This is a genomic window from Acidobacterium capsulatum ATCC 51196, assembly GCF_000022565.1.
GTDB classification, from domain to species: domain Bacteria; phylum Acidobacteriota; class Terriglobia; order Terriglobales; family Acidobacteriaceae; genus Acidobacterium; species Acidobacterium capsulatum.
On the sequence record NC_012483.1, the window covers coordinates 1,701,456 to 1,727,863 of the forward strand.

Below are 26,408 nucleotides of genomic sequence, written 5' to 3' on the forward strand. Positions count from 1 at the left end.
ATTCACTCTCCATGCACAGCAAACGCCGCGAAGCATTCTGCAACGGCTGTGCCTGTTTCTTCTCCGTTGCGTTAATTTTGCCGCGCCGCAGCGCGGGTGTTGCGGAGTTCTCAGCGGCCAGTCCCCTGCCAAAGCCGAGGACCGGCCGCTGCGAACTAAAAACCGGATTACTTGCTGTAAAGTTCGACGATCAGCTGCTCGTTGACCGGGAGGTTGACGTCTTCGCGCTTGGGCAGCGAGACGACCTTGCCGGAGAGATTCGCGTGATCGACCTGCAGCCATGCCGGAGCCGGCTGACCACTGGCGAAGTCGCGGCCCATCTCAACGACGACGAGCTTCGAGCTGTTCGGGCGGATCTTGATCTCGTCCCCAACCTTGACCTGGAAGGAGGGGATGTTCACCTTGCGGCCGTTGACCTCGACGTGGCCGTGGCGCACAATCTGGCGGGCCTGACGGCGGGAGGTGGCAAAACCGAGACGGAAGGCGATGTTATCGAGGCGGCACTCGAGCTGCTGGATGAGCAGTTCGCCCGTCACGCCCGGCGCGCGCGAAGCCTTCTCGTAGTACTCGCGGAACTGGCCTTCGAGGGTGAAATAGATGCGCTTTGCCTTCTGCTTTTCACGCAGCTGCAGACCGTAGCCAACAATCTTGGCCTTGCGGTCACGGCCATGCTGGCCGGGGGCGAAGTTACGCTTCTCAATGGCGCACTTGTCGGTAAAGCACTTGGTGCCCTTGAGGAAAAGCTTCATGCCTTCGCGACGGCAAAGGCGGCATACAGGTCCGGTATAACGTGCCAAAATCTCTCTCCTAAATCTTCAGGGGACGACCGGTTTACGCGCAGCACAGCGTGTCTTCCCAGTCCTTAGGCAGCTCTTAGCTGCAAGCTCTTAGCCTTTAGCTTAAAAGGCAAAACGCAGCAGAGTGCCATCTACTAGTTTACAGACTTTTGGCCGCCAGCTCCAGCGAAAGGTAAGAGCTGGCGGCTAAAAGCTGCACTTATACGCGCCGGCGCTTGGGCGGACGGCATCCGTTGTGGGGCACCGGGGTGGTGTCGCGAATTGAGCGGACTTCGAGGCCGGCAACTGCCAGCGCACGCACCGCGGACTCACGGCCCGAACCGGGACCGCTGACGCGCACATCGACCGAACGGAGACCATGATCCCGCGCCATGTTGGCGGCGTTGATCGCGGCCTGCTGGGCTGCGAAGGGAGTGCCCTTACGCGACCCGCGGAAGCCGAGGGAGCCCGAGCTCTTCCACGAGAGGGTATTGCCCTGGCCGTCGGTGATGGTCACGATGGTGTTGTTAAACGAGGCCTGGATAAAGACCAAGCCGTAAGGAACATTTTTCCGTTCCCGCTTCTTGAACTTTTTGTTCTTGGCGGCCTTGCCGGCCGTTGCCTTTGCCTTCGCCATTAGGTCTTGGTCGCTTTCTTCTTACCCGCCACGGTGCCACGGCGCGGTCCCTTGCGCGTACGGGCGTTGGTGTGAGTACGTTGTCCGCGAACCGGCAGGCTGCGGCGATGCCGGAGACCGCGGTAGGACTGGATTTCGATGAGCCGCTTGATGTGCATCGCAACGTCTTTGCGCAGGTCGCCTTCGACCTGGCCTTCGGCTTCGATGACCTGACGGATACGGTTGACCTCGTCTTCGCTGAGATCCTGAATCTTCCGGAACGGATCGACGTTCGCGGCAGTCAGGATGCGGAGCGCACGGGGGTTGCCGATACCGTAAATGTAGGTAAGCGCGATCCGGGCCTGCTTGTTCCGAGGCAGATCGACGCCAGCAACACGTGCCATAGTTTGCCCTTCATGGCTCCAGAAACTGCTCTCTGGAGCGGGTGGTTATGCCTCGGCCGGCTTCGGCTCTGGCGGGTGAGGACCGGGGTTCATCGCAAGCCTTGATGGCTACTCGCCCCTGCCCGCGAAACAGACGGGCGTGGTCCGGTGGAAACAGGCCAGAACTAGCCCTGGCGCTGCTTGTGCTTGGAATTCTCGCAGATCACACGCACCACACCACGGCGGTGGATGACCTTGCACTTGTCACAAATTTTCTTTACCGATGCACGAACCTTCATAAACAGTCCCCAGTTTTCAGTTACCAGTTATCAGCGGCCAGTGCTCAGTCCCTATGGCCCCACCGGGGACTGCGGACTGGCAACTGCTCGCTTACTTGTAGCGGTAGACGATCCGTCCGCGATTCAGGTCGTAAGGGCTGAGCTCGACCGCAACACGGTCGCCCGGAAGGATGCGGATGAAGTTTTTCCGCATGCGACCCGAGACGTGCGCCAGCACCTCGTGACCATTCTCGAGCGTGACCTTGAACATGGCATTGGGCAACGTTTCTGCCACCGTTGCCATGACCTCAATCGCGTCTTCTTTCGACAAATCCCCTGCCTGGTTCTGCCGGCTTCGCGGCCGGCTCACTCTTTACTGCGTCAATATCAAAGCGCCGTCAGCGGTGACTGCCACGGTGTGCTCGAAGTGGGCGCTCATGCTGCCGTCTTCGGTTACCGCCGTCCATCCGTCTTCGAGCACCTGTACGCCGGGCTTGCCTACATTGACCATTGGTTCAATGCAGATCACCATGCCCTCTTTCAACTTCTGGCCCTGGCCGCGACGCCCGTAGTTGGGCACCTGCGGATCTTCGTGCATCCGCGTACCGATGCCATGGCCCACAAACTCACGCACCACGCTGAAGCCCGCGGCCTCGACCACTTCCTGCACGGCCGCACCGATATCGCCCAGCGCCGCTCCGGCTCTCACGGCTTCAATGCCACGTTGCAGCGACTCTTCGGTCACTTCGAGCAACTTCTGCGTGCTCGGACTGGTCTTCTGTCCTACCACGATGGTCGTGGCCGAGTCGCCGTAGTAACCATCGATTACGACTCCGGTATCGACAGATACAATGTCGCCCTCGCGGAGCGTCCGCTCGGCGGAAGGAATGCCGTGCACCACTTCACTGTTGACCGACGTGCAAAGCACGCACGGATAGCCGCGGTAGCCCTTGAAAGCCGGCTTGACGCCCATCTCGTGCATCCGGGCCGCTGCCGCGTTCTCCAGATCAAGGGTAGTCACGCCGGGCTTCACCAGCCCGCGCACGTAATTCAAAATCTCACGGACTGCTTGTCCGCTGCGCCGCATCTTTTCAATTTCCTGCGGCGACTTGATCATGATCGCCATCCTGCTAACTCCTCAGCTTCTCGATGGCTGCCATAATGCCCGAGGTCACGGCTTCCACGGCCCGCTCTCCATCGACTTGAGCAAATCTGCCAAGGCCGCGATAGTGCTCGACGACAGGGGCAGTCAGGGATTCGTAGGCTCGCATACGCTCCTCAAACACTTCTTCCGTATCGTCGGAGCGGCGGACGAGCTGCGTGCCGTCTTTGTCACAGACTTCGTCGACGCGGGGTGGCTGCAAGTAGATGTTGTAGATCGTCTTGCAGACAGGGCACATGCGCCTTCCCGTAATACGGCGCAAGAGTTGATTGTAGCTCACCTGAATGCTGACTGCAACGACGGGGACCGTTCCCCGCTGCGCGGAGAGGTGGGCATCGAGCCAGTCTGCCTGGCCCAGAGTCCTGGGGAAGCCGTCGAGGATATATCCGGTGGCCGTGTCAGGCTCGAGCAGGCGCTGGGCGACCATCTGGTTGACCAGATCATCAGGGACCAGCTCGCCGCGATCCATAAGAGCCTGCGCCTGCCGGCCGAGGTCACTGCCCTTTTCGACATTGGATCGGAGCAGATCTCCAGTGGAGATCTGCGGAATGCTCCAGGCCTTCATGATTTCCTTGGCCTGAGTTCCCTTACCGACTCCCGGAGCTCCCAGAAGCAGAATGGGGCCAGGGGTAAAGTTTACGGGCAGCGCGCTCTCGGCGGCTGCCCTGAACTGAGCTTCGCTCACTACCAGGCCCGCCTTCCACGCGTGCGGCTGCGCGGCGAGAAGCCTTCATAGTGGCGCATGATGAGCTGCGACTCGATCTGATTCACCGTATCCATTGCCACCCCGACCACGATGAGCAGCGAAGTGCCACCAAAGTAGAAGCTGAAGCCGAGGCCGTTGGTCACCCACAGCGGCGCGTGCTCAAACCAGGAGCCGATCAACGGCAGATGGTTCAAGTGGATACCGGTGATGAGGAACTGCGGAATGATGGCGACGATGCAGAGATAGATGGCACCGATCAGCGTGATGCGCGTCAGGATGTCATTGACAAAATCTGAGGTGCGTTTGCCGGGGCGAATGCCGGGGATGAAGCCGCCGTACTTGCGCATGTTATCCGCGATGTCATCGGGACGGAAGACGATCGAGATATAGAAGTAGGCGAAGAAGATGATGGAGGCGAAGTACAGGAACTCGTACCAGGGCTCTCCCGGCGCTAGGGCTGTCGCAATACTGTTGAGAACACTGCTATTGCGCACGAACGCCGCGTGGCTGAAGAGTAGCGGCGCCGACAGCACCGACGCTGCGAAGATGATCGGCATGACGCCGCCGGAGTTGACGCGCAGCGGTAAATGCGTAGACTGCCCCCCCATGAGGCGGCGCCCAACGATGCGCTTGGCGTACTGCACTGGAATGCGGCGCTCGGACCGCTCCACAAAGACGATGAAGGCGACGACCGCAACCATGCCAGCGACGAGAAGAATCAGCGCCGGAACAGTGAAGGCGCCGAACTTGTGGTCACGCGCCGTGTTCACAATGTCCGCAATTCCGGCCGGCAGACCAACGATGATGCCGGCAAAGATCAGCAGGCTCATGCCATTGCCGATGCCGCGTTCCGTAATCTGCTCGCCCAGCCACATGACGAACGTAGTGCCGGTGGTCAGGGTGAGAATCGTCATCAGGACAAAGCCGATGCCGGGATCGAGAACGAGCTGCTGACCGGTGGAACCGTGCAGAAGCGCCAACGCGATGGCTGTGGACTGGACCACGCCCAGAATGACCGTCATATAACGTGTCCACTGGGTGATCTTCTTACGCCCCATCTCGCCTTCGTTCTGCATCTTCTTAAGCGGCTCATACACAACAGTCAGCAACTGGAAGATGATGGACGCGGTGATGTAGGGCATGATGCCCAGGGCGAAGATGGTCATGCGGCGGAGGTTGCCGCCGCTGAACAGATCGACCAGGCCGAGCGAAGAACCGGAGTTGGAATTGAAGAACTGCTCGATCACATGCCAGTTCACGCCCGGCGTGGGAATGAAGGCGCCCAGGCGGTAAATCGCCAGCATGCCGAGCATGAACAGGACCCGGTTACGGAGATCCGGAATCTTGAAGATATTCGCGAACTTTTCAAACATAGGAGCTTTGGTCCCTATCCTAATCGCTCAGCAGCAAAGAGCGATATGGTTGTGGTCAAAAAGCCGCTTTAGGCGACAAGGATTGCCTTGCCGCCGACCTTCTCGATCTTTTCCTGAGCAGACTTCGAGAACTTGTGCGCATGCACGGTGATCGCGGTGGTCAGTTCCCCGTTGCCGAGAATCTTGAGCAGACCGTTGCGCTTGTCGAGCAGGCCCTTGGCGATGAATGCATCGATCGTCAGCTCGGTCTCGTTCAGCTCCGCCAGACGGGAGAGATTGAGCACGGTGTACTCGGTGCGGAAGATATTGGTGAAACCACGCTTGGGCAGACGGCGGTGCAGCGGCATCTGGCCGCCTTCAAAGCCGCGCATCGAGCGCGAGCCCGAACGCGAACGCTGGCCCTTGTGGCCGCGAGTTGAGGTTTTGCCGTGCCCTGAGCCCATACCACGGCCGACACGCTTGCGATTCCGGTTCGCCTTCTTGGGCGCACGAAGATTGGAGAGATTCATGATTGCCTCGCTAACGCCGGCCGGGTTTGCCCACGGCCGACTCGCTTTTTTTAAGTTGTCAGTGACCAGTTCTCAGATTTCAGTAATTTCGATAGCGCTGAATGAAAACCGGTCCCTGATCGGTACTTCTTTCGCCGTCAGCCCTCAACCCACTGTGGACTGAAAACTGACAACTGATGACTATTCCACGATACGCAGCAGGTGAGGCACGGTCTTGACCATACCCCGGATCGAGGGCGTGTCTTCGCGCTCGACCACCTGGTTGAGACGCGTAAAGCCGAGACCCTTGACGACCTTCTTATGCTTCTCGGGAGCCTGGATCACCGAGCGGTAGTATTGAATGCGGATGGTTGCCTTCTCTGCCATGATTAAAGCTCCTGGACCTGCTTGCCGCGCAACGCCGCAACTTCTTCCTTGTCGCGAAGCTGCACGAGGGCGTCAAACGTAGCCTTGATGACGTTATGCGGGTTCGCGGTGCCGAGGCTCTTGGTGAGCACATTCTGCACACCGGCCGAGGTCATGACGGCGCGAACCGCTCCGCCGGCGATGACGCCGGTACCTTCAGGAGCCGGCTTGAGCAGCACCTGGCCCGAACCGAAGCGGCCGAGCACCTGGTGAGGGATGCTGGTCTCGGTCAGGTTGATGCGCACCAGATTCTTCTTGGCGGACTCGATGCCCTTGCGGATGGCCTGGGGAACTTCCTTGGCCTTGCCGGAGCCGTAGCCCACGACTCCCGCAGCGGGGTCGCCGACCACGACGAGCGCGGCAAATGACATGTTCTTGCCGCCCTTGACGACCTTGGTGACGCGATTGATGGCGACCACCTGATCCTTCAGGTTGTACTGGCCGGCGTCCAATTTCTTTTTGATTGTTGCCATTGCTTGCTGATTCCTTTCGGGCCGGCGCTCAAGCCGCCCTGCAACCGTGAAAACCTGTGGTTAGAATTCGAGGCCGGCCTCGCGTGCCGCGTCGGCCAAAGCCTTGATGCGGCCGTGGTAGAGATAACCGCCACGGTCGTAGACCACTTTCTTGATGCCCTTGTCGACGGCGCGCTGGGCGACGAGCTTGCCAATCTCCTTGGCCGCTGCCACATTGCCGCCGGTCTTGATCTTGTCGGCGATGGTCGAGGCCGAAACCAGCGTGCGGCCCTGCGTGTCGTCGATGATCTGCGCGTAAATGTGATTGAGCGAGCGGTAGACGTTCAGGCGCGGGCGCTCGGTGGTGCCCTGGATGCGCTCGCGGATGCGCGTGTGGACGCGCTGGCGAATGACGTTGCGTTGAATCTGCGGAATCATATTTTTTTCCTATCAGCGGAGCCGCCCCGCGGCCCCGTTCGGTTTACTTGGAGCCAGCCTTGCCGGCCTTCTTCTTCAGCTTCTCGCCAACATAGCGCACGCCCTTGTTCTTGTAAGGATCGGGCTTGCGAAGCGAACGCATATCGGCGGCCACCTGGCCAACCTTTTGACGATCGATGCCGGAGACAGTGACGCGGGTCTGCTTCGGGTCAATGACTGCAGTGATGCCTGTGGGCAGAGGAAACTCGATCGGATGCGAGTAGCCCAGGGTGAAGACCACCATGTCCTTGCCCTTGAGCTCGGCACGATAACCGATGCCGACGATGTCGAGGTCCTTGGACCAGCCTTTGGTGACGCCCTCGACCGCATTGAAGACCAGCGCGCGGGTCAGACCATGCACGGCGGCATGCTTCTCGGTCTCGCGAATGGCGTGGATATGGCCATCCTTGGTTTCGAGCTTGATGCCTTCCGGAATGACCTGTTCAATCTTGCCCTTGGGGCCTTCGACTACAACCTTGCCGCCGGCGTGGGTGTACTTGACGCCCGCCGGAAGCGGAATGGGCTTGTTGCCAATACGAGACATGCTTCAATCCTTGGGTGGCTTGCGAGTCCCGGAGCCTGAAAGGCTCCGTTCCACTGCAGCCGCAGCACCTTGGCGCTGCTTTGATGCTTCTCACTTCGCCGTGCCATGAACACGGGCTTTTTCCGCAGGCATTCAGACGGATGACGCCGAAGGCGCGTACCGCTGTATGCGGAGTGCTACCAGACTTCGCAGAGAATCTCGCCGCCGACACCTTCACGACGGGCCTGACGGCCGGTCATGACACCGCGTGGAGTGGTCATGATGCTGATGCCCAGACCGCCCTGCACACGCTTGATCTCGTCGCGGCCGATGTAGACACGGCAGCCGGGACGGGAGACGCGGGAAAGATCGCGGATGGCGGCTTCGTTGTTCGAGCCGTACTTGAGGTAAACCCGCAGAATGGCGCGGCCCTCTTCTTCCGTGGTCTTGTAGTTGGCGATGTAACCCTCTTCCTTAAGAATACGGGCAATTTCAGCCTTCAGCTTCGAGGCCGGGACATCCAGCTTCTGATGACGCGCGCGGATGGCATTGCGGATACGCGTCAGAAAATCTGCTACCGGATCGGTCAAACTCATCGTTTCTCCTTCATCCCCCGTTCGCTCTGCCTCGGCAGAGAACCAGCAGGAATGTTACGCGGCCATATCCCCGCAGGGAAGGCCGAAGTGTGGTGCCACGCCAGCCAAAGCCGGCGCGCAATCTTTACCAGGACGACTTGATGACGCCTGGAATGTCGCCCCTGTGCGCGAGCTGACGGAAGCACAAACGGCAAACGCCAAACTTGCGCAAAAACGCGCGCGGACGGCCGCAGAGCTTGCAGCGGTTGTGCTTGCGGCACTTGAACTTGGGCTTCCGCTCGTCCTTAACTTTCTTCGCAATCGTTGACATAGTTCTCCAAATCCTTCCCGTTACGCCGTCTGGCGGAAGGGAACGCCGAACTGCTTGAGCAGCGCGCGCGCCGAGTTATCGTCCTGGGCCGTGGTCACGATGGTGATGTTCATGCCCTTCAGCTTTTCCACCTTCGAGATATCGATCTCGGGGAAGATAAGCTGATCGCGCACACCCAGCGTGTAGTTGCCGCGGCCGTCAAAGCTCTTGGTGGAAACACCGCGGAAATCACGCACGCGGGGCAGCCCCACCGAAATCAGGCGGTCAAGGAACTCGTACATCGTGTCGCCACGCAGGGTAACCATGGCGCCGATCGGCATGCCCTCGCGCACCTTGAAGGCGGCGATGGACTTCTTGGCCCGCGTGGTCACCGGCTTCTGGCCGGCAATGGCGGCCAGATCGGCCACGAGTGGATCCAGCAGCTTCGAGTTCTGCGTCGCTTCACCGAGACCCATGTTGAGCACGATTTTCTCGATGCGGGGCACGGCCATCGTGTTCTCAAGACCCAGCTCCTTCTGGAGCGCCGGGCGAATTTCCTTGATGAACTTCTCTTTCAGTCTTGCTGCCATGACTCTTCTCTTTTCTGCTCCGGTCTCGGAGTGGACGCGCGGCCCGTGTACCGTTGCGGAGTGCTTCTGCGCGGATTCAGACTTTCAGAAATCCGCGACAGGTTTTACTTCTTGCCCGCCAGGGTCTGTCCGCACTTTTTGCAGACGCGCACCTTGTGGTCACCTTCAAGCTTGTGGCCCACGCGAGTGGGACCGCAGTTGGGGCAGACCAGCATGACGTTCGAAATGTTGATGGGCATCTCCTGCTCGGCGATGCCGCCCTTGATGTTCCGCTGGGGATTGGGGCGGACATGCTTTTTGACGACGCGCACATGCTCGACGAGCACGCGGCTGGCGCCAGGCAGCACGCGGAGCACGCGGCCACGCTTGCCCTTATCGCTGCCGGCGATGACCTCAACCTGGTCGTTACGGCGAATATTCAGACTCGGCATTTCTCTTCCTTCCGTCTTCGCTGCGGCTTACAGAACTTCCGGAGCGAGGGAAACAATCTTCAAAAACTTCTTCTCACGCAGTTCGCGGGCGACCGGGCCGAAGACGCGGGTACCAACTGGCTCGCCGGCATCGTTGATGAGCACCGCCGCATTCGTATCGAAGCGGATGTAGGTGCCATCGCGGCGGCGCGATTCCTTGCGCGTGCGGACGATCACGGCCTTCACGACTTTGCCCTTCTTGACCTGGCCGTCGGGTGAAGCTTCCTTGACGGCGGCGGTGACCACATCGCCCAGACCAGCTTTGGAGCCGGTCGAACCACCGAGGGGAAGGATCATCTGCAGCTTGCGAGCGCCGGAGTTGTCGGCGACCTCGAGCATGGTCCTCATTTGTACTGCCATCGTTCTCTCTCCTGTACCTTCGGCGGATTACTTGGTGCGAGCGGCCGGCTCATCCTGAACGAGCGAGGAGCGGCGGACAATCTCTTCGAGATTCCAGCGCTTCAGCTTGCTCAGCGGACGGGTCTCGCGAATGCGAACCATGTCGCCCACATGCGCGCTGTTCTCGGGGTCGTGCGCGTAAAACTTCTTGCTGGTGCGGACGATTCTCTTGTACTTCGGGTGCGCCTTACGCATCTCGACCTCGACCACGATGGTCTTCTGCATCTTGGTCGAGACGACCTGTCCTACCTTTTCATTGCGGCGCGACTGCGCCTGAACTTCGTTCTGCGTCTCAGCCATGGCTTAGAGCGCCTCCTTCTTGGACTTGCGCGCACGGGACTTGGTCTTGGCCGGAGCGCTGGACTCGGCCAGCGGCGCGGCGCCGCGGATCGCGAGCACGCGCTCGCGGGAGATCGTGCGGATGCGCGCGACATCCTTCTTGAGCTCACGCAGCTTCTTGACGCCCTCGGTCTGGCCCATCTTCATCTGAAAACGCAGACGAAAGAGCTGCTCCTGCGCCTTGTTGTCTTCGACCTTGAGCTCTTCGTCGCTCAGGTTGCGAATTTTATCGAGTTCCATGATCCTTCTCTTCTCCAGGACTCCGGCCCATCCGGACCGGGTATCCATTCAATCTCTGCCGGTCGATCCGGCACGCGGGATGCTACTTGGCGGCGACTGTCGTCTTGACGTCGTGACGCATCACGAAGCGGGTCTTGAGCGGCAGCTTGTTGGCGGCCAGGCGCATGGCTTCCTGCGCCATCTCCGGGCTGACGCCTTCCATCTCAAAGAGCACCTTGCCGGGGCGAACGACCGCTACCCAATGATCGGGAGCGCCCTTGCCCTTACCCATACGGGTTTCGGCCGGCTTTTTGGTGATCGGCTTATCAGGAAACAGGCGCAGCCAAATCTTGCCGCCACGCTTGATGAAGCGAGTCATCGCGATACGGCTGGCTTCAATCTGCCGGTCCGTGATGTAGCCGCATTCCATAACCTTCAGGCCGTAGTCGCCGAACGACAGCTCGCTGCCGCGCCATGCTTTGCCGCGCATGCGGCCGCGCTGCTGCTTGCGATACTTGACCTTCTTTGGCATCAACATGATGAAACCCTCTAAACCAGTTATCAGTTGTCAGTTATCAGTTGCCAGCCTTGAAACTGGGGACTGACAACTGACAACTGGATACTTAAAATACCGACGTTCCGACGGCGGCCTGCGGCTCACGGCGACGCTGTTGGTAGATATCGCCACGGTAGACCCAGGTTTTGACGCCGATGATGCCATACGTCGTGTGCGCTTCGGCAAAACCGTAATCGATATCCGCGCGGAGCGTGTGCAGTGGCAGACGGCCCTGCAGATACCACTCGGAGCGCGCGATTTCGTTGCCGTTCAGACGGCCGGAGACGCGAACCTTGATTCCTTTGCAGCCGAAGCGAAGCGCTGAATCGACAGCCTTACGCATGGCGCGACGGAAGCCTACACGCTTCTCAAGCTGCAGCGCGATATTCTCAGCGATCAGCTGGGCATCGAGCTCCGGCTTGTTCACTTCAAGAATATCAATGAAAACCTCGCGGTTGGTGCGCTTCTGCAGATCCGCCTTGAGCTTTTCAATTTCCGCACCCTTGCGCCCGATGATGATGCCAGGGCGCGCCGTGCGAATGATGAGGCGCAGCTTGTTGCCAGGGCGCTCAACCTCGACCGAGCTGACGCCCGCGGCCTTGAGCTTTTCCTTCAGCTCGCGCTTCAGGTGAACGTCCTCGACGAGCAGCTTGTCGTAGTCGCGCTCGACGAACCAGCGAGAGCGCCAGGGCTTGTTCACGCCCAGTCTAAATCCGTAAGGATGGACTTTCTGTCCCATAGTCTCCTCGATCCTTTACTTCTTGGCCGACTTCTTCGCCGGAGCCTTCTTGGCGGCCGTCTTCTTGGCCGGAGCCTTTTTCGCCGCAGTCTTCTTCGCAGCGGCCTTCTTCGCCGGCTTGGCGGCAGCGGAGTCACCCTCTACCCGCTCGACCAGATCCCCAGCCTGCGCGCGCTCGGCCACCGAAATGACGATGTGCGCAAGACGGCGCTGGTAGCGATAGGCGCGGCCCATCGGCGCCGGTCGAATCCTCTTCATGCGGGGGCCATCATTGGCAACGGCCTGCTTGACATAAAGATTGTCGACATCAACATCCAGCCCCTGCTCCTGGCTGAGATAGTTGGCGTTCTGAATGGCCGAACGCAGCACCTTCTCGACCAGCGGAGCCACCGACTTCTTAGTGAAGGCGACGGTGTGGAGCGCCTCTTCGACGCCGCGGCCCTTGATGAGTTCGAGCACCAGGCGCGCCTTCTGCGGAGATACCCGCTGGAATCGCGCTTCGGCCCGGAATTCCCGTGTGTCCAGTTGCATTGGCTTACCCTGATCCCTCTGAATTCTTAACGCGCCCTTGAAGAGGATTCGGTCTTGGCCGCATGCCCCTTGAAGGTGCGGGTCGGGGCGAATTCGCCCAGTTTGTGACCCACCATGTTTTCCGTCACGTAGACGGGAACGAACTTCTTTCCGTTGTGGACGGCAATCGTGTGACCGACCATATCGGGGTGAACCGTCGAGCGGCGTGACCAGGTGCGTACGACCTTGCGATCATTGGCCTGGTTCATCGCCTCAATCTTGACCATCAGGTGCCCGTCAATGAAAGGACCCTTTTTTGTCGACCGTGCCATAAAACCTCGTTTAGCTGCCAGCTTCTAGCCGTTAGCTTTTAGCTTTCCGCTCTCCATGAGAGTGTTGCGGATTGACCTTAATCTTGCTCAACCTAGCTGGCAGCAAAAAAGCTAAGAGCTAGGAACTGTCCTTATTACTTCTTGCCCCGGCGGTTGACGATGAATGTGTCCGTCCGCTTGTTGTTGCGCGTCTTGTAGCCACGCGTCGGCTGGCCCCAGGGCGTCACAGGGTGACGGCCACCGGAAGTCTTGCCTTCACCACCGCCGTGCGGGTGATCGACCGGGTTCATGGTGACACCACGGTTGGTCGGGCGGATGCCCTTCCAGCGGTTGCGGCCCGCCTTGCCGATGCTGACGTTTTCGTGGTCGGTATTGCCGACCTGGCCGATCGTCGCCATGCAGTTGATCAGTACGCGGCGCGTCTCACCGGAAGGCAGCTTCAAGAGCGCGTAGTCGCCTTCTTTGGCCACCAGCTGCGCCGAGGCACCGGCCGAGCGAACCATCTGCGCACCCTTGCCAGGGCGAAGCTCGACGTTGTGCACCGTGGTACCGGCCGGGATGTTCTTGAGCGGCAGCGCGTTGCCCACCAGAATGTCGGCCTCGGGACCGCTCATGATGGTCTGACCCACCTTGAGACCCACCGGCTGGAGGATGTAGCGCTTTTCACCGTCGGCATAGCTGATGAGAGCAATGCGCGAGGAGCGATTCGGATCGTATTCGATGGTCGCGACGCGGCCCGGAACTCCGAACTTGTCACGCTTGAAATCGATCAGGCGGAGCTTCTTCTTGTGACCGCCGCCGTGGTGACGGATCGTCAGATCGCCTGAGTTGCGGCGGCCTCCCGTGCGGAGCTTGGTCACGAGCAGCGGCTTATGCGGCTTGTCCGTGGTGATGTCGTCATTGACCAGCGCCGTCTGGAATCGAAGCGTCGGCGTGATCGGTCGAAATGTCTTGATCGGCATAGTTAACTCTTAGCTTCTAGCCGGCCGCCCTTGCGGTGGACCAGCTCGTTCCAAAAAATCCTGTCCTGCATCTTCCTCTTGCGCGAGCCATGGCCTGCGCGAGGGACTCCACTTACAGGCTGTTCACGTACTCCGGCATCTTTTCGCCCGGAGCGAGGCGGACATACGCCTTCTTCCAGTCCGGACGGTAGCCGACGAAGCGGCCCCGGCGGCGTTCCTTGCCGGCATAGTTGGCGGTGCGGACCGTGGAAACCTTGACCTTGAACAGCGCCTCAACAGCCTGCTTCACTTCGGTCTTGGTTGCCTTGCCAGCCACTTCAAAGACCAGGGTGTTCTCGGTCTCCTTGACGGTCAGCGCGCGCTCGGTGATGAGCGGGCGGCGGATCACGGTATAAGTCGTCGGCATCAGGCCACCTCAGCCTTTCTGCGGCGGGAGACGGTCTTCTGGAGCGACTCCTGCAGCTTCTCGATGGCAGCCCGGGAGAAGATCGCCCGCTCGTAGCGGAGCAGATCGTAGGGATGCACTTCGTTGTTGAGCACCAGCTCGACATTGGCCAGATTGCGGGCGCCGAGATAAAGATTCTCGGTTAGCGACTGGCTCGACTCCACCAGCAGTGTGCTGCGATTGGCCTCAAGCTTGTCGAGCGCGGTGCGATACAGCTTGGTCTTCGGCTCGCTTACCTCAAAGCTCTCGACGACGATCAGCTTGCCATCGGCCAGCTTTGCGGCCAGTGCCGAACGCAATGCGCCCATGAGCTTCTTCTTCGGGAAGGCATAGTCATAAGAGCGGGGCTGCGGTCCATGCACGGTGCCGCCATGACGCCAGAGCGGCGAGCGAACCGAACCAACGCGCGCGCGGCCGGTGCCCTTCTGCTTCCAGAGCTTCTTGCCCGAACCGGAGACGAGCTTCTTGTTCTTGGTGGCGTGCGTGCCCTGACGGAGCGATGCGCGGTAATGCTTGACCGCCTCCCAGAGCAGCGCCTCATTCACTTCGCTCGGAGCGAAAAGCTCGTCGGCCAGCTCCAGCGAGCCGACTTTCTTTCCCCCGAGATCCAAAACGTCAACGTTTGCCATTGTCTTAACTCTTTTCAGCTATCAGCCTTTAGCTTTTAGCCCTTAGCCGGCGCCTTGCGCCGATACTGAATTTCATGCCGAAGCTAGCGGTATCGCGTTACTTCTTCTTGGCGCTTGCCTTCTTCGAAGCCTTCAGCGGATCAACCGTGCCGCCACCGGAGAAGCCACGGCGCTCGCGCGGCGGAGCCTTGGCCTTCGAGATCAGCACGTAACCATCACGGGGACCCGGCACCGCACCCTCGACCATAATGAGGTTCTCATCAAGATCGATGCCACGAATGCGGAGGTTGCGAACCGTCACGCGATCCGTGCCCATGTGGCCCGGCATGCGCTGGCCCGGGAAGACGCGGGAGGGAAACGACGAGGCGCCGATGGAACCCTGCACCTGGAACATGTGACCGTGGGACTTGGGGCCACCGCCGAATCCATGACGGCGAACCACGCCCGCGAAGCCGCGGCCCTTGCTGGTGCCGATGATATCGACATACTTCTCGTCAGCGAAGATGTCCACCAGGACACGATCCCCGGCCTTCACCGCGCCATTACTCTCGCCCTCGGCAGAGGGAGCTGCGGTCTCGACATCGACTTCCTTGATCATGCGGACGGGAGCGACATCGCTCTTGGCGAAGTGGCCCTTCATCGGCTTGGTGACCTTGGAGTCCTTGACGAACTCGACCAGGCCGATCTGCGCGGCGTCATAGCCGTCTTTGGCCGCGGTCTTGAGCTGGGTGATAACGCAGGGGCCTGCCTGGAGCACCGTAATGGGGTGCACCTCGCCCTTCTCGTCAAACACCTGGGTCATGCCGATCTTCTTGCCCAGAATTCCTGTAACTGACATCTTCTTTTATCTCCCCATCATGCCGGCTCAATTACCGCAGGCACTGAAGGCTGGTTGCGGCCGCAGGCTAAAGCCTGAGCGGCCAAATGGCTACTTCTCGAACGCCTTGATCTCGACATCCACACCGGCCGGCAGGTCCAGACGCATCAGGGCGTCCACGGTCTGCTGGGTCGGCTCAAGAATGTCAATGAGCCGCTTGTGCGTGCGAATTTCGAAGGCCTCACGGGACTTCTTGTCCACGTGGGGCGAGCGAAGCACGCAATACTTGTTCTTGACCGTCGGCAGGGGAATCGGGCCGGCGACCTGAGCGCCCGTGCGCTTGGCCGTATCGACGATCTCGCCTGTCGAAGTGTCGAGCACCCGGTAGTCGTATGCCTTGAGCCGAATGCGAATCCGTTGTCCAACCATAGTGTGTATCTTTCCTGCCTGCGAGGCTTAGAGGCCCCGCAGGCTTTGCAAACTGTCTCGTTCCACCCTGCGCTTACTGCAGGATTTCGCTGATCGTACCGGCGCCGACCGTGCGGCCGCCTTCGCGAATCGCGAAGCGCAGGCCCTTCTCCATCGCCACCGGAGTGTGCAGCTCGATCTCCAGCGCGATGTTGTCGCCCGGCATCACCATCTCCGTGCCTTCCGGAAGCTTCGCCGTGCCCGTCACGTCCGTCGTGCGGAAGTAGAACTGAGGACGGTAGCCATTGAAGAACGGAGTGTGACGCCCGCCTTCTTCCTTCGACAGCACGTAAACCTCGCCCTTGAACTTCGTGTGAGGCGTGATCGATCCCGGCTTCGCCAGAACCATGCCGCGCTCCACATCTTCCTTCGCCACACCGCGCAGCAGCAGACCCGCATTGTCGCCGGCCATGCCCTCATCGAGCTGCTTCTTGAACATCTCGACGCCGGTCACCACCGTCTTGCGCGTGTCACGGAAGCCCACAATCTCGGCTTCCTCGCCCACCTTCACCTTGCCGCGCTCGATGCGGCCCGTCACTACCGTGCCGCGGCCAGAGATCGAGAAGATATCCTCAATCGGCATCAGGAACGGCTGGTCCACCGCACGCGCCGGCAACGGCACGTTGTCGTCCACGGCCTGCATCAGCTCGTCGATCTTCGCTTCCCACTGCGCCTCGCCGTTCAGACCGCCCAGGGCCGAACCGCGAATCACCGGCACATCGTCGCCTGGGAAGTTGTACTTCGACAGAAGCTCACGCACTTCCATCTCCACCAGGTCGATCAGCTCGGGGTCTTCCACAGCATCGCACTTGTTCAGGAACACCACGATGTAAGGCACACCCACCTGGCGGGCCAACAGAACGTGCTCCTTGGTCTGCGGCATCGGACCGTCGGTCGCTGCCACCACCAGGATCGCGCCATCCATCTGCGCCGCGCCCGTGATCATGTTCTTGATGTAATCGGCGTGGCCCGGGCAGTCCACGTGAGCATAGTGACGGTTCGACGTCTCATACTCCACGTGCGCCGTCGCAATCGTGATACCGCGCTCACGCTCTTCCGGCGCGTTGTCAATCGTGTCGAACGAACGGAACGCGATGTTCGGGTTGTGCTTCGACAACACCTTCGTGATCGCTGCCGTCAACGTCGTCTTCCCGTGATCGATGTGACCAATCGTCCCCACATTCACGTGAGGCTTCGAACGATCAAATTTCTCCTTCGCCATGTGTCCCTCTCTGAACCTTTCTCAAACTCGTTCGTACTACGGCCTCCGCGCGGAGGCCAATCACTGAAACCTACTTGCCCTGGTTGCGGCCGATGATCTCTTCGCTGATCATGCGGGGGGCTTCCTCATAACGCGCAAACTGCATCGTGTAGGAGGCGCGGCCCTGCGTCGAAGAGCGAATGTCATTGACGTAGCCAAACATTTCCTTGAGCGGCACGATCGCGCGGATGACCTGCGAACCACCCGAGTGCTCCATGCCCTCGATGCGGCCGCGGCGCGAATTGATGTCGCCAATGATGGTGCCCATGTGCTCTTCCGGAACCGTAACTTCGACCGACATGACCGGCTCGAGCAGCACAGGACTTGCCTTCTTCGCGGCTTCCTTGAAAGCCATGGAACCGGCAATCTTGAAGGCCATTTCGTTCGAGTCCACATCGTGATAGCTGCCGTCAAAGAGCGTCGCCTTGACGTCGACCATCTCGTAGCCAGCCAGAACACCGTTCTGCAGCGCTTCGCGGATGCCCTGCTCGGTCGGCTTGATGTACTCGCGGGGAACCACGCCGCCCTTGATGGCGTCGATGAACTCAAAGCCCTTGCCCGGCTCATTCGGCTCGAGGCGAATCTTGACGTGGCCGTAGTTACCGGAACCACCGGTCTGGCGGATGTACTTGCCTTCCGCCTCAGAAGCCTTGCGGATGGTTTCGCGGAAGGCGACCTTCGGCTCACCCACATTGGCTTCCACCTTGTGCTCGCGCTTCATGCGATCGACAAGAATCTCAAGGTGAAGCTCACCCATGCCGCTGATGATGGTCTGGCCCGAATCCTCGTCGGTGCGCACCTTGAAAGTAGGATCTTCGTCGGCGAGCTTCGAGAGCGCGATGCCCATCTTTTCCTGGTCGCCCTTGGTCTTCGGCTCGACCGCAACCGAAATGACAGGCTCGGGGAAGTCGATGGCGCTGAGCGCAATCGGGTCCGTAGTAGCGCAAAGTGTATCGCCTGTCTTCAGCTCTTTGAGGCCGACCGCGGCGCAGATATCACCAGCGTAGATCTCAGTGATGTCTTCGCGCTTGTTGGCGTGCATCTTGACCAGACGGCCCACGCGCTCGGTCTTGCCGGTGCGGGGGTTGAGAACCGTGTCGCCCGTCTTGAGCACGCCCGAGTAGACACGGATAAAGCCAAGCTTGCCGAACGGGTCATTGATGAGCTTGAATCCCAGCGCCGAAAAGGGCGCGTCATCCTTGGCTTCGCGGGTCATCACCACGGAGGTGTCCGACGGATCGATGCCCTCGACCGGAGGCACATCGAGCGGGCTCGGCAGATAATCAACAACCGCGTCGAGTAGCGTCTGCACGCCCTTGTTCTTGAATGCCGTACCACAGAGCACCGGGAAGACATGCATGTCAATGGTGGCCTTGCGCAACGCCTTCTTCAGCTCTTCGACGGTCGGAGTCTCGCCCTCAAGGAACTTGTGCAGCATCTCGTCGTCATTCTCGGCGACAGTCTCGATCAACTGCATGCGGAAGGCTTCCGCCTTCTTCATCAGGTCGGCCGGAATCTCTTCGACGGAATACTTGGCGCCCATCGTTTCGTCGTGCCACAGAATGGCGCGCATCTCGATCAGGTCCACTACACCTTTGAAGTTGGCTTCGGCACCGATCGGAATCTGGATCGCGACCGGACGCGCGCCGAGGCGCTTGCGGATGGTCTCAATCACATGCTCGAAGTCCGCGCCGGCCTTGTCCATCTTATTGACGAAGCAAATGCGGGGGACGCGATACTTGTCGCCCTGACGCCATACGGTTTCAGTCTGCGGCTGCACGCCGGAAACCGAATCAAAGAGAGCCACGGCGCCATCGAGAACGCGCAGCGAACGCTCCACCTCGGCCGTAAAGTCCACGTGGCCGGGGGTGTCGATGATGTTGATGCGGATGTTATTCCACATGCAGGTGGTGGCCGCCGAAGTGATGGTGATGCCACGCTCCTGCTCCTGCTCCATGTAATCCATGGTGGCGGTGCCTTCATGCACTTCGCCAATACGGTGCGTGATGCCCGTATAAAACAGGACGCGCTCGGTCGTCGTCGTCTTTCCGGCGTCAATGTGCGCCATGATTCCGATATTCCGGCAACGGTTCAGAGGTACCTGGCGAGCCACTGTGAATCTCTCTCTGCTTCCCGCGAGTTTCCCCGCGATTAAAACCATGGTTCAGGCCGGAAGCTCCGGCCCACTCATTTTCAATTTCCGCAAACTACCAGCGGTAGTGCGCGAAAGCCTTGTTTGCCTCAGCCATGCGATGAACGTCTTCCTTCTTCTTCATCGCGGCGCCACGGCCATTGGCCGCGTCGAGCAGCTCATTGGTCAGCTTCTCAATCATGCCCTTTTCGCCGCGGGCGCGACCGTAGCTCACCAGCCAGCGAATCGCCAGCGAGGTGCGGCGCTCTGGATTCACTTCGACCGGCACCTGATAGTTGGCGCCGCCGACGCGGCGAGTCTTGACCTCGAGCAGCGGCTTGCAGTTCTCGACCGCCTTCTTGAAGAGCTTGATGGCCTCGTCGCCACCCTTCTGCTCCAGATTCGTCATGGCGGAATAGAAAATACCCTGCGCCGTCGACTTTTTGCCGCCCCACATCATGGAGTTGACAAACTTGGTGACGAGCGTCGAACCGTAGACCGGATCGGGAGCCACTTCCCGCTTCGCAATGTGACCTTTTCTCGGCATAAAACCTGTTCCTTCTTCCGAACTGCTGAAAACTTTCGCACTATCGGCACCAGCCATCTTCCGGCAGGCGCAAACCTATTCGCGCAGACCGCTACTTCTTGCCGGCCGCCGCGCCACCCTTGGCGCGCTTGGCTCCGTACTTGGAGCGGCCCTGTTTGCGGTTGGCCACGCCGACCGAGTCAAGCGTGCCGCGCACCACGTGATAGCGGACACCAGGAAGATCCTTCACACGGCCGCCACGAATGAGCACAATCGAGTGCTCCTGCAGATTGTGGCCGATGCCGGGAATGTACGTGGTGACCTCGATGCCGTTGGTCAGGCGAACACGGGCAACCTTACGCAGCGCCGAGTTCGGCTTCTTGGGGGTCTGCGTGTAAACGCGGGTGCAGACGCCGCGGCGCTGGGGCGAACCCTGCAGCGCAGGCGAAGCCGTCTTGTAGCGAGGCGCGGTGCGACCCTTGCGAACGAGCTGACTGAATGTAGGCAAACTGAAACTCCTTACCTGTCCTAAAACCTGCTCAAACCTGTCAGGCGCGCAGCATCCTCGAGTCGCGCGGTTCTCCCGGCCACCCTTGGAGGCGGCCCATGCCCGCACGAAGCCCTGATTCTGCTTCGCGTCTGCTTCCTTACCTTCTCAGACGAGAATCAGGACGGTGGCCGCGCGCAGCTTGCTCAAAGATGAGGGAAAGCTGGCCAACTCCGTTTCGCTGATTCCGGCCTACATAGTCCGCCAAGGTGGCGGATGTCGCAGGCTCCGATGCGATGTTGCCCTGCCGTTACGAGACCGGCCAGTGGCTCACGAGCGCCTCACTGGCCGCCTCGTGTTGAATTCCTATCGTGCGCCGGCAACATACACACCAAAGCGCACTCTCGCGGAACCCTCTAAGATTACCAACAGCTTCGAGCAGAGTCAACGGATAGAGAGAGTTTTCTCCCGGAATTTGTAGCTCTTTTGTGCCCGGAGCAGATAGATAGAGCATAACGCATTCGCGCAGTTGCTGCACGGGGCCGAGAGAGGGCGTTTCTACGGGGCGCTAAAGGGAACGGCGAAGGTAGAGAACCTCCGGCCCGGGCTGGGTTTCGGGCGGAGCCGTCAGGGGCAAAAAACCCAGCGCCCGATAGAGAGCGTAGGCCCGCTGCATGGTAGCCGGTAGTGTATCGAGATAGATGGCGTGGTAGCCCAGATGCCGCGCCTCCTCAAGAACGGCTTCGGCCAGCCGGCGGCCCAGGCCTAGCCCCTGAAATGCCGGCCGTACCCATAAGCGCTTCATCTCGCAGGCTTTTTCAGACGCCAACGCAGGGCGGGATGCCGGCAGCGGCCGCAGCGCGACCACTCCTGCGGGTTGCTGACCGGTAAAAGCCAGCAGCAGCGCGCCGGCGGGCGGGGCATAGAGCTCGGGGAGCCGCGCCAACTCCTGATCGAGCGAAGTGACGCAAATATGCTCGCCGCCTACGGTTGCATTGAGGGCAGCCGCGTATTCGCGCATCAACGTGCGGCATAGGCCGAGATCGTCAGGATCGTGATACCGGGCGGCGCGAATGAGAGGAGGAGGTCATAATGCCCGGACGTTATCACAACCGGGAATCGAGGATGGTTCAAGCAGGAAGGCACTTTCCCCTGCGGACCGGACAACTGATATAAACCTGTCCATGAAGATTCCTTTTTCTGCCGCGATTCTCAGTTTTTCCCTGGCGTCGGGCGCCTTTGCGCAGGCTCCAGACCATGCCAGGATCAACCATCTGATTGACGCCCTGCAACAGACCACCGCAGTGAGCGAGACTGCTCTGTCGCCCAATGGACAGAGCCTTGTCTGGGCCGAAGGCGGGCGGAATGGCGCTCATTTGAAGGTGGCAAGCGTAGCCGATCCGGCAGGGGCCCGGGTGATCACGGCCTGCCCGGCCGGCAACTCAGGCCGGGAGAGCGATGCGGTGTGGTCGCCGGATTCGAAGCAGATTGCGTTCTTTTCCAACTGCACCCCGGATCACAAGCCGGGCGTCTTTGTGGCCGAAGCCGATGGTTCGGGCACGCCGAAGCTGCTGGCGGAGCTGGATGGCTATGCGCACTCGCTGGCGTGGTCACCCAATGGGCAGGAGCTGAGCTTCATCTATGTGAAGGGCTCCGAAGGACCGGTGAATGCGCTGGCTCCGTCACCGGCGCCTTCGGGCGTGATTGGCGTCGAGCATATTCAGGATCAGCGCGTCGCGACGGTTTCGGCCAAGGGCGGAGAGGTTGCACAGATCACCCCCGCCAGCCTGTATGTCTACGAGTTCGAGTGGTCGCCGGATGCCCAGAAGCTGGTCTATGTGGCGGCTCCACCGCCGGGGGATGACAACTGGTGGACGGCGGAGATGTACACGCAGGCCATCGGGGAAGCTCCGCACGTGGTATTGGACCCGAACACGGTGAGCGGCGCGCTGCATGGTTTGCAGATTGCCGTGCCGCGCTGGTCGCCAGACGGGAAGCAGATTGCCTTCATTGGCGGATTAATGTCAGACCAGGGCGTGACGGGCGGAGACATTTATCTGATTCCTGCCAGTGGCGGCCAGCCGAAGGACATCACGCCAGGCATCGCCAGCACGCCAACCTGGCTGCACTGGCTGGGGCCGAACCGGCTGGGATTCTCTGACATTGCGGCGGGCAAGACGGCCTTTCTGAGCGTTGATCCGGTGACCGGACAGGTCAAGACCCTGCTGGCTCCCCAAGGACAATCGATCGGCGACGGGCGGCTGCTCAACAGCGTTTCGCTTTCAAAGAATGGCGAAGTCGCGCTGATTGCCAGCTCGTTTGCGCATGCGCCGGAAGTCTATGAAGGCCAGTTGGGGGGCACGCTGCACGCCATCACTCACGCAAACAGTGACCGCAAGCCGCTCTGGGGCAAGGCCGAGTCCGTCCAGTGGACGAACGATGGGCTCCATGTGCAGGGATGGCTGCTTTATCCAAAGAACTATGACCCGGCGAAGAAGTATCCGCTGATTGTTTACGTACACGGCGGCCCGGCTTATGCCAACCTGGCGCACTGGCCCTATGCCGGTTATGGGCCGGTTCCCTTTTCGGCGCTGGGCTATTTTGTGCTGATGCCGAATCCGCGCGGCAGCTATGGCGAGGGTGAGCGCTTTACCAAGGCCAATCGCAAGGACTTTGGCTATGGCGACCTGCGCGACATTCTGGCGGGCGTGGATGCAGTGGAGAAGCAGGTGCCGATCGACAACCATCGCGTGGGCCTGACGGGCTGGAGCTACGGCGGCTTTATGACCATGTTTGCCGTGACCCAGACGCAGCGCTTTCACGCGGCCGTGGCCGGGGCCGGCATCTCAGACTGGAAGAGCTACTATGGCGAGAATTCAATCGACCAGTGGATGATTCCCTTCTTTGGCGCATCGGTTTACAACGACCCGGCGGTGTATGCCAAGAGCTCGGCGATCAACTTCATCAAGAATGTAAAGACGCCGACGCTGGTGGTGGTGGGCTCAAACGACAAGGAGTGCCCGGCGCCGCAGTCCTATGAGTTCTGGCACGCGCTGCGCGCGATGCATGTGCCGACCGAGCTGGTGGTGTATGCGGGCGAGGGGCACGGCTTTTACAAGCCGGCCGACCGGCGCAATGTGCTTGAACGTGCCCTTGCCTGGTTCGAGCAATACATGCCGGCAGAAAAGCAGTGATCGTGGGTTCGGCCCGGTTCCAAACGGGATTCCGGGCCGAACCTGCAATTCCTTGTACGGATGCGCTGTTCTGGCGTACCCGTGGCCTGTTATCTTAAGGGCACCCGGCTATTCTGAGGCGGTAAGAGACCGTCTGCGCGGAAGCGTGCGGACGGGGAGGTTGCATGCAGCGGTTTTTTGTCCTGATTGTTTTGCTCTGTTTTTCGCTACCGGTTGGACTCTCCATCGCAGGGTGCGGGCACAACACTAACAACTATTGCTTGAAAAACGGCCACGCGTATGGTCTGCAGACCAACCAGGTCGCCTACGTGACGATGGGCCCGCAGACGACCGGCATCTCGCTGGCGTGGGGCCAGACGGAGTCGGTGAACGAGCCGGCCGCATTCAATTGCAACAACGATCCTGAGACCGTTACGAGCTATACGTATGGATCTCTGAACCCGACGCTGGCTGATATTTCGCCCTCGGGTGTGGTTTGCGCAGGCACCTGGAACCGCTACAGCCAGGGGCTGGTGGCGCCTTATACCGTCTGCACTCCGCCGAGCGGAGCCTCGGAAGGAAGTTGCGGCTCCACGGCTTCTCCCAACTCTGCCTGCGGTGTGACCCAGGTGACTGCGACGGGGGCCGGAGTCGCGAGTAATCCGGTGAATGTCTACGTCCATCCACCCATAACGTCGATCGTCATCACTCCCACTTCGGCCACGCAGACTGGCTGCTTTTCAGAGGGAACCACGGTCAGCGATTCCAGTGGGAACCCGATCACGCTGCTCAGCGCGACTTCAGTTTCCGGCTCCAATGGAACGATTCCGCAGAGCGACGTGGGCACCATTACCTACACGGCCGAGAACCCGGATGTCGTCACGATCAACAACACGACCGACGCCACATCCTCGACCAGCAGCTCGAACGCGAACGGCACGGTGACGGCGAAGTATCCGGGCTCGACCTTGATCACGGCTTCGGTCGCGGGCTCCAGTTCGGCCGCTGGCTACTTCTATACCTGCCCGCCTACCAAAATTGCACTCAACGTGAATGGATCGACCAACGTCACGATCACGCCCAACTCCTCGCCAACGGTCAATGCGACGCTGACGGACAAGAACGGGGCGAAGATCACGGGTGTGTCGCTCGACTACAGCTCGACGCAGCCGCAAAACCTGCAGGTCAGCTCGACGGGCGCCATCACGGAGAACTTCCCGAGCACGGCCATCATCAATGCCATCTGCCAGCCGACGACCTGCAACCCGGCTCCGATCAACCAGATTGGCGTTTATGGAACGGGCTTGCCGATTGTTTCGAATGACCTCACCATTAATGCTCCGGGACGGGCCAGCGAGAAAGTCTGGATGGCCTCCACAAATTCACAATATGTCAGCTCTGTTGACCTGACGACCGGGACCACAGCCAGCAGCGTGCAACTGCCCTATGTGCCCAACTCAATGGTGGCAGATGCGGGCGCGAATGACCTTTACCTGGGCAGCTATCGCGAGCTGATGGTTTTCAGCACCAACAGCAACTCGCTTTCAAAGCAAGATGTATCCGTACCGGGTGTGGTACTGGCCGCCTCGGCGGACAACACGCAACTGGTCATCAACGATCAACTGCGCAAGGTGATCTACCTCTATTCGATTACCACCGGCACCAACACCAGCATTGCCGGACTGGCCACACATGCGGAGTTTTCTCCGGACGGCAAGACGGTCTATATCACCGGGCCTGACGCTCTGTACGTACACAACATCAATACCGGTTGGGCTACCTACCCCATCAACAACACCGAGAGCACAAGCTGCACGCCGGTATTCAGCAACGCCAGCACTGACCCGTATTGCGGTCGCGACCTGGCGCTGATGGTGCCGCAGGAAGGCCCCTTCGTCACCGGCAGCGCGACTAACGCATACAGCTTCTGCCCGGATACCACGGTGACTCCGCCGGTCTATTACCCGCAGGCCGCAAGCGTGGGGGTGGCGACGGATCACATCGGGGCAACGCCGGATGGCGAGCACATGATCGGCGCGACCGACACTGGCATTCAGGACATGTGGGTGTTCTCTGACGCGGGGCAAACGACGCTGGGGCCGCCGACAGGCGCCTGCCCGCAACCGACGGCTACCACCAGCACGGGCTTCACGCTCTATCCGTACACGGTCAGCACACCGTTTACCGGCATCACGCCTTCTGAGATTGATCAGGTGGTAACATCGCCGGATTCCTCGGTGGCCTTTGTTACGTACCAGTCGACCTCGGCGAACGGCCTGCTGCCGGCTTATCAGCCCTCCACCACGGCCAAGCAGCAGGGGACCCTGAGCAATGTGCAGCTCTCCGGCAGCGCGGGAGCACCGATTGATGGAGCGTTCAGCCCCGATGGCAGCCTGTTCTTCGTAAGCACCACGGGGGATAACCTGGTGCATATCGTGAACTCTTCCACGCTGAAGGATACTGAGACGATCAACCCGAACCTGGTGGACACGAGCAACAAGCCGACTCCGGCGCAGTTCGTCGTGGTCAAGTCCCGCACCACAACCTAGCCAACAGCAGTACGCAAATCGTAAAAGCCCGTCCCTTACCGGACGGGCTTTTGCTTTGCGTAGCCGGCGAAGTCTCAAGGCGCCAGGTTGCGCGCCGAAGCGCAGTGCGCGGCCGATTTGCCTCATCATTTGCTGATCGAGCTGCGGAAACAAGGCCCTCAGAGGCTAACAAGTGAGCAAAGGCAAGATCTGGCTGACGGGAGCAATAGGGAAATGGGGCAAGATACGCCTGGGGGGCTGGCTGAAACGCAAAAGCCGCCC

36 protein-coding genes are annotated in these 26,408 nt (G+C 60.3%); 2 read left to right on the forward strand and 34 right to left on the reverse strand.

The window, feature by feature from the left end; all coding sequences use genetic code 11:
- Positions 1-167 precede the first annotated feature (167 nt).
- The 34 genes from rpsD to ACP_RS06975 all read right to left on the reverse strand — a co-directional run bounded on the left by rpsD (position 168) and on the right by ACP_RS06975 (position 21,446).
- Positions 168-797, reverse strand: coding sequence for a 30S ribosomal protein S4 (rpsD, locus tag ACP_RS06810; protein ID WP_015896557.1), 630 nt, complete (start codon positions 795-797; stop codon positions 168-170).
- Between the two features lie 199 nt (positions 798-996).
- Positions 997-1,413, reverse strand: a complete 417-nt coding sequence (gene rpsK / locus ACP_RS06815; RefSeq protein ID WP_015896558.1) for a 30S ribosomal protein S11 — start codon at positions 1,411-1,413, stop codon at positions 997-999.
- A complete protein-coding gene (rpsM, locus tag ACP_RS06820) occupies positions 1,413-1,796 on the reverse strand; it encodes a 30S ribosomal protein S13 (protein ID WP_015896559.1) in 384 nt (127 codons plus the stop codon). Before rpsM ends, rpsK begins: the two co-directional genes overlap by 1 nt.
- Before the next feature lie 164 nt (positions 1,797-1,960).
- Positions 1,961-2,074: a 50S ribosomal protein L36 gene (gene rpmJ, locus ACP_RS06825; protein WP_015896560.1), complete on the reverse strand. Its 114-nt coding sequence runs from the start codon at positions 2,072-2,074 to the stop codon at positions 1,961-1,963.
- A gap of 91 nt (positions 2,075-2,165) precedes the next feature.
- Positions 2,166-2,384: a translation initiation factor IF-1 gene (gene infA, locus ACP_RS06830; RefSeq protein WP_015896561.1), complete on the reverse strand. Its 219-nt coding sequence runs from the start codon at positions 2,382-2,384 to the stop codon at positions 2,166-2,168.
- A gap of 42 nt (positions 2,385-2,426) precedes the next feature.
- Positions 2,427-3,179: a type I methionyl aminopeptidase gene (gene map / locus ACP_RS06835; RefSeq protein WP_015896562.1), complete on the reverse strand. Its 753-nt coding sequence runs from the start codon at positions 3,177-3,179 to the stop codon at positions 2,427-2,429.
- A gap of 4 nt (positions 3,180-3,183) precedes the next feature.
- Positions 3,184-3,900, reverse strand: a complete 717-nt coding sequence (locus ACP_RS06840; RefSeq protein ID WP_015896563.1) for an adenylate kinase — start codon at positions 3,898-3,900, stop codon at positions 3,184-3,186.
- Positions 3,900-5,294: a preprotein translocase subunit SecY gene (gene secY / locus ACP_RS06845; protein WP_015896564.1), complete on the reverse strand. Its 1,395-nt coding sequence runs from the start codon at positions 5,292-5,294 to the stop codon at positions 3,900-3,902. Before secY ends, ACP_RS06840 begins: the two co-directional genes overlap by 1 nt.
- 68 nt (positions 5,295-5,362) lie before the next feature.
- Positions 5,363-5,803 (reverse strand): 50S ribosomal protein L15, encoded by a 441-nt coding sequence (gene rplO, locus ACP_RS06850; RefSeq protein WP_015896565.1) that lies wholly within the window; start codon positions 5,801-5,803, stop codon positions 5,363-5,365.
- Positions 5,804-5,983: 180 nt separating this feature from the next.
- Entirely contained in the window at positions 5,984-6,169 is a 186-nt protein-coding gene (gene rpmD / locus ACP_RS06855) for a 50S ribosomal protein L30 (protein ID WP_015896566.1), read from the reverse strand.
- A 2-nt stretch (positions 6,170-6,171) separates the two neighbouring features.
- Entirely contained in the window at positions 6,172-6,681 is a 510-nt protein-coding gene (rpsE, locus tag ACP_RS06860) for a 30S ribosomal protein S5 (protein WP_015896567.1), read from the reverse strand.
- A 60-nt stretch (positions 6,682-6,741) separates the two neighbouring features.
- The gene (rplR, locus tag ACP_RS06865; protein WP_015896568.1) at positions 6,742-7,098 is read right to left on the reverse strand and encodes a 50S ribosomal protein L18; all 357 of its coding nucleotides are present in this window, start codon (positions 7,096-7,098) and stop codon (positions 6,742-6,744) included.
- A gap of 43 nt (positions 7,099-7,141) precedes the next feature.
- Positions 7,142-7,681: a 50S ribosomal protein L6 gene (gene rplF, locus ACP_RS06870; RefSeq protein ID WP_015896569.1), complete on the reverse strand. Its 540-nt coding sequence runs from the start codon at positions 7,679-7,681 to the stop codon at positions 7,142-7,144.
- A gap of 176 nt (positions 7,682-7,857) precedes the next feature.
- A complete protein-coding gene (gene rpsH / locus ACP_RS06875; protein WP_015896570.1) occupies positions 7,858-8,256 on the reverse strand; it encodes a 30S ribosomal protein S8 in 399 nt (132 codons plus the stop codon).
- A gap of 124 nt (positions 8,257-8,380) precedes the next feature.
- Positions 8,381-8,566: a type Z 30S ribosomal protein S14 gene (locus tag ACP_RS06880; RefSeq protein WP_015896571.1), complete on the reverse strand. Its 186-nt coding sequence runs from the start codon at positions 8,564-8,566 to the stop codon at positions 8,381-8,383.
- 20 nt (positions 8,567-8,586) lie between these two features.
- On the reverse strand, positions 8,587-9,135 hold the full coding sequence (rplE, locus tag ACP_RS06885; RefSeq protein ID WP_015896572.1) for a 50S ribosomal protein L5: 549 nt from the start codon (positions 9,133-9,135) through the stop codon (positions 8,587-8,589).
- A gap of 104 nt (positions 9,136-9,239) precedes the next feature.
- Positions 9,240-9,566 (reverse strand): 50S ribosomal protein L24, encoded by a 327-nt coding sequence (gene rplX, locus ACP_RS06890; protein ID WP_015896573.1) that lies wholly within the window; start codon positions 9,564-9,566, stop codon positions 9,240-9,242.
- Positions 9,567-9,593: 27 nt separating this feature from the next.
- Complete coding sequence (gene rplN / locus ACP_RS06895; protein WP_015896574.1) at positions 9,594-9,965, reverse strand: 50S ribosomal protein L14; 372 nt, start codon at positions 9,963-9,965, stop codon at positions 9,594-9,596.
- Positions 9,966-9,992: 27 nt separating this feature from the next.
- Positions 9,993-10,304, reverse strand: coding sequence for a 30S ribosomal protein S17 (gene rpsQ / locus ACP_RS06900; protein ID WP_015896575.1), 312 nt, complete (start codon positions 10,302-10,304; stop codon positions 9,993-9,995).
- 3 nt (positions 10,305-10,307) lie between these two features.
- Positions 10,308-10,583 carry a 50S ribosomal protein L29 gene (gene rpmC, locus ACP_RS06905; protein WP_015896576.1) on the reverse strand — a complete coding sequence of 92 codons (276 nt, stop codon included), beginning with the start codon at positions 10,581-10,583 and terminating at the stop codon, positions 10,308-10,310.
- Between the two features lie 82 nt (positions 10,584-10,665).
- Entirely contained in the window at positions 10,666-11,100 is a 435-nt protein-coding gene (gene rplP, locus ACP_RS06910; RefSeq protein WP_015896577.1) for a 50S ribosomal protein L16, read from the reverse strand.
- A gap of 85 nt (positions 11,101-11,185) precedes the next feature.
- A complete protein-coding gene (rpsC, locus tag ACP_RS06915; RefSeq protein ID WP_015896578.1) occupies positions 11,186-11,857 on the reverse strand; it encodes a 30S ribosomal protein S3 in 672 nt (223 codons plus the stop codon).
- A gap of 15 nt (positions 11,858-11,872) precedes the next feature.
- Positions 11,873-12,388, reverse strand: a complete 516-nt coding sequence (gene rplV / locus ACP_RS06920) for a 50S ribosomal protein L22 (protein WP_015896579.1) — start codon at positions 12,386-12,388, stop codon at positions 11,873-11,875.
- 26 nt (positions 12,389-12,414) lie between these two features.
- Positions 12,415-12,699 carry a 30S ribosomal protein S19 gene (gene rpsS, locus ACP_RS06925; RefSeq protein WP_015896580.1) on the reverse strand — a complete coding sequence of 95 codons (285 nt, stop codon included), beginning with the start codon at positions 12,697-12,699 and terminating at the stop codon, positions 12,415-12,417.
- A 134-nt stretch (positions 12,700-12,833) separates the two neighbouring features.
- Positions 12,834-13,661, reverse strand: coding sequence for a 50S ribosomal protein L2 (gene rplB, locus ACP_RS06930; protein WP_015896581.1), 828 nt, complete (start codon positions 13,659-13,661; stop codon positions 12,834-12,836).
- 112 nt (positions 13,662-13,773) lie between these two features.
- On the reverse strand, positions 13,774-14,067 hold the full coding sequence (locus ACP_RS06935) for a 50S ribosomal protein L23 (protein ID WP_015896582.1): 294 nt from the start codon (positions 14,065-14,067) through the stop codon (positions 13,774-13,776).
- Positions 14,067-14,735: a 50S ribosomal protein L4 gene (gene rplD, locus ACP_RS06940; protein ID WP_015896583.1), complete on the reverse strand. Its 669-nt coding sequence runs from the start codon at positions 14,733-14,735 to the stop codon at positions 14,067-14,069. Before rplD ends, ACP_RS06935 begins: the two co-directional genes overlap by 1 nt.
- A gap of 97 nt (positions 14,736-14,832) precedes the next feature.
- On the reverse strand, positions 14,833-15,573 hold the full coding sequence (gene rplC, locus ACP_RS06945; RefSeq protein ID WP_015896584.1) for a 50S ribosomal protein L3: 741 nt from the start codon (positions 15,571-15,573) through the stop codon (positions 14,833-14,835).
- A gap of 90 nt (positions 15,574-15,663) precedes the next feature.
- Positions 15,664-15,981, reverse strand: a complete 318-nt coding sequence (rpsJ, locus tag ACP_RS06950) for a 30S ribosomal protein S10 (RefSeq protein ID WP_015896585.1) — start codon at positions 15,979-15,981, stop codon at positions 15,664-15,666.
- Between the two features lie 73 nt (positions 15,982-16,054).
- A complete protein-coding gene (gene tuf / locus ACP_RS06955) occupies positions 16,055-17,242 on the reverse strand; it encodes an elongation factor Tu (protein WP_015896586.1) in 1,188 nt (395 codons plus the stop codon).
- Positions 17,243-17,312: 70 nt separating this feature from the next.
- Positions 17,313-19,394 (reverse strand): elongation factor G, encoded by a 2,082-nt coding sequence (gene fusA, locus ACP_RS06960; protein ID WP_015896587.1) that lies wholly within the window; start codon positions 19,392-19,394, stop codon positions 17,313-17,315.
- A 94-nt stretch (positions 19,395-19,488) separates the two neighbouring features.
- On the reverse strand, positions 19,489-19,959 hold the full coding sequence (rpsG, locus tag ACP_RS06965) for a 30S ribosomal protein S7 (RefSeq protein WP_015896588.1): 471 nt from the start codon (positions 19,957-19,959) through the stop codon (positions 19,489-19,491).
- A gap of 91 nt (positions 19,960-20,050) precedes the next feature.
- Positions 20,051-20,446, reverse strand: coding sequence for a 30S ribosomal protein S12 (gene rpsL, locus ACP_RS06970; RefSeq protein ID WP_015896589.1), 396 nt, complete (start codon positions 20,444-20,446; stop codon positions 20,051-20,053).
- Between the two features lie 547 nt (positions 20,447-20,993).
- On the reverse strand, positions 20,994-21,446 hold the full coding sequence (locus ACP_RS06975; protein ID WP_083770544.1) for a GNAT family N-acetyltransferase: 453 nt from the start codon (positions 21,444-21,446) through the stop codon (positions 20,994-20,996).
- 163 nt (positions 21,447-21,609) lie between these two features.
- Here ACP_RS06975 and ACP_RS06980 point away from each other — a divergent pair, with 163 nt between their 5' ends.
- Both ACP_RS06980 and ACP_RS06985 read left to right on the forward strand, forming a co-directional pair.
- Positions 21,610-23,619, forward strand: a complete 2,010-nt coding sequence (locus tag ACP_RS06980; RefSeq protein ID WP_015896591.1) for a S9 family peptidase — start codon at positions 21,610-21,612, stop codon at positions 23,617-23,619.
- 164 nt (positions 23,620-23,783) lie between these two features.
- Positions 23,784-26,147, forward strand: a complete 2,364-nt coding sequence (locus tag ACP_RS06985) for a YncE family protein (protein ID WP_015896592.1) — start codon at positions 23,784-23,786, stop codon at positions 26,145-26,147.
- Positions 26,148-26,408: the final 261 nt, after the last annotated feature.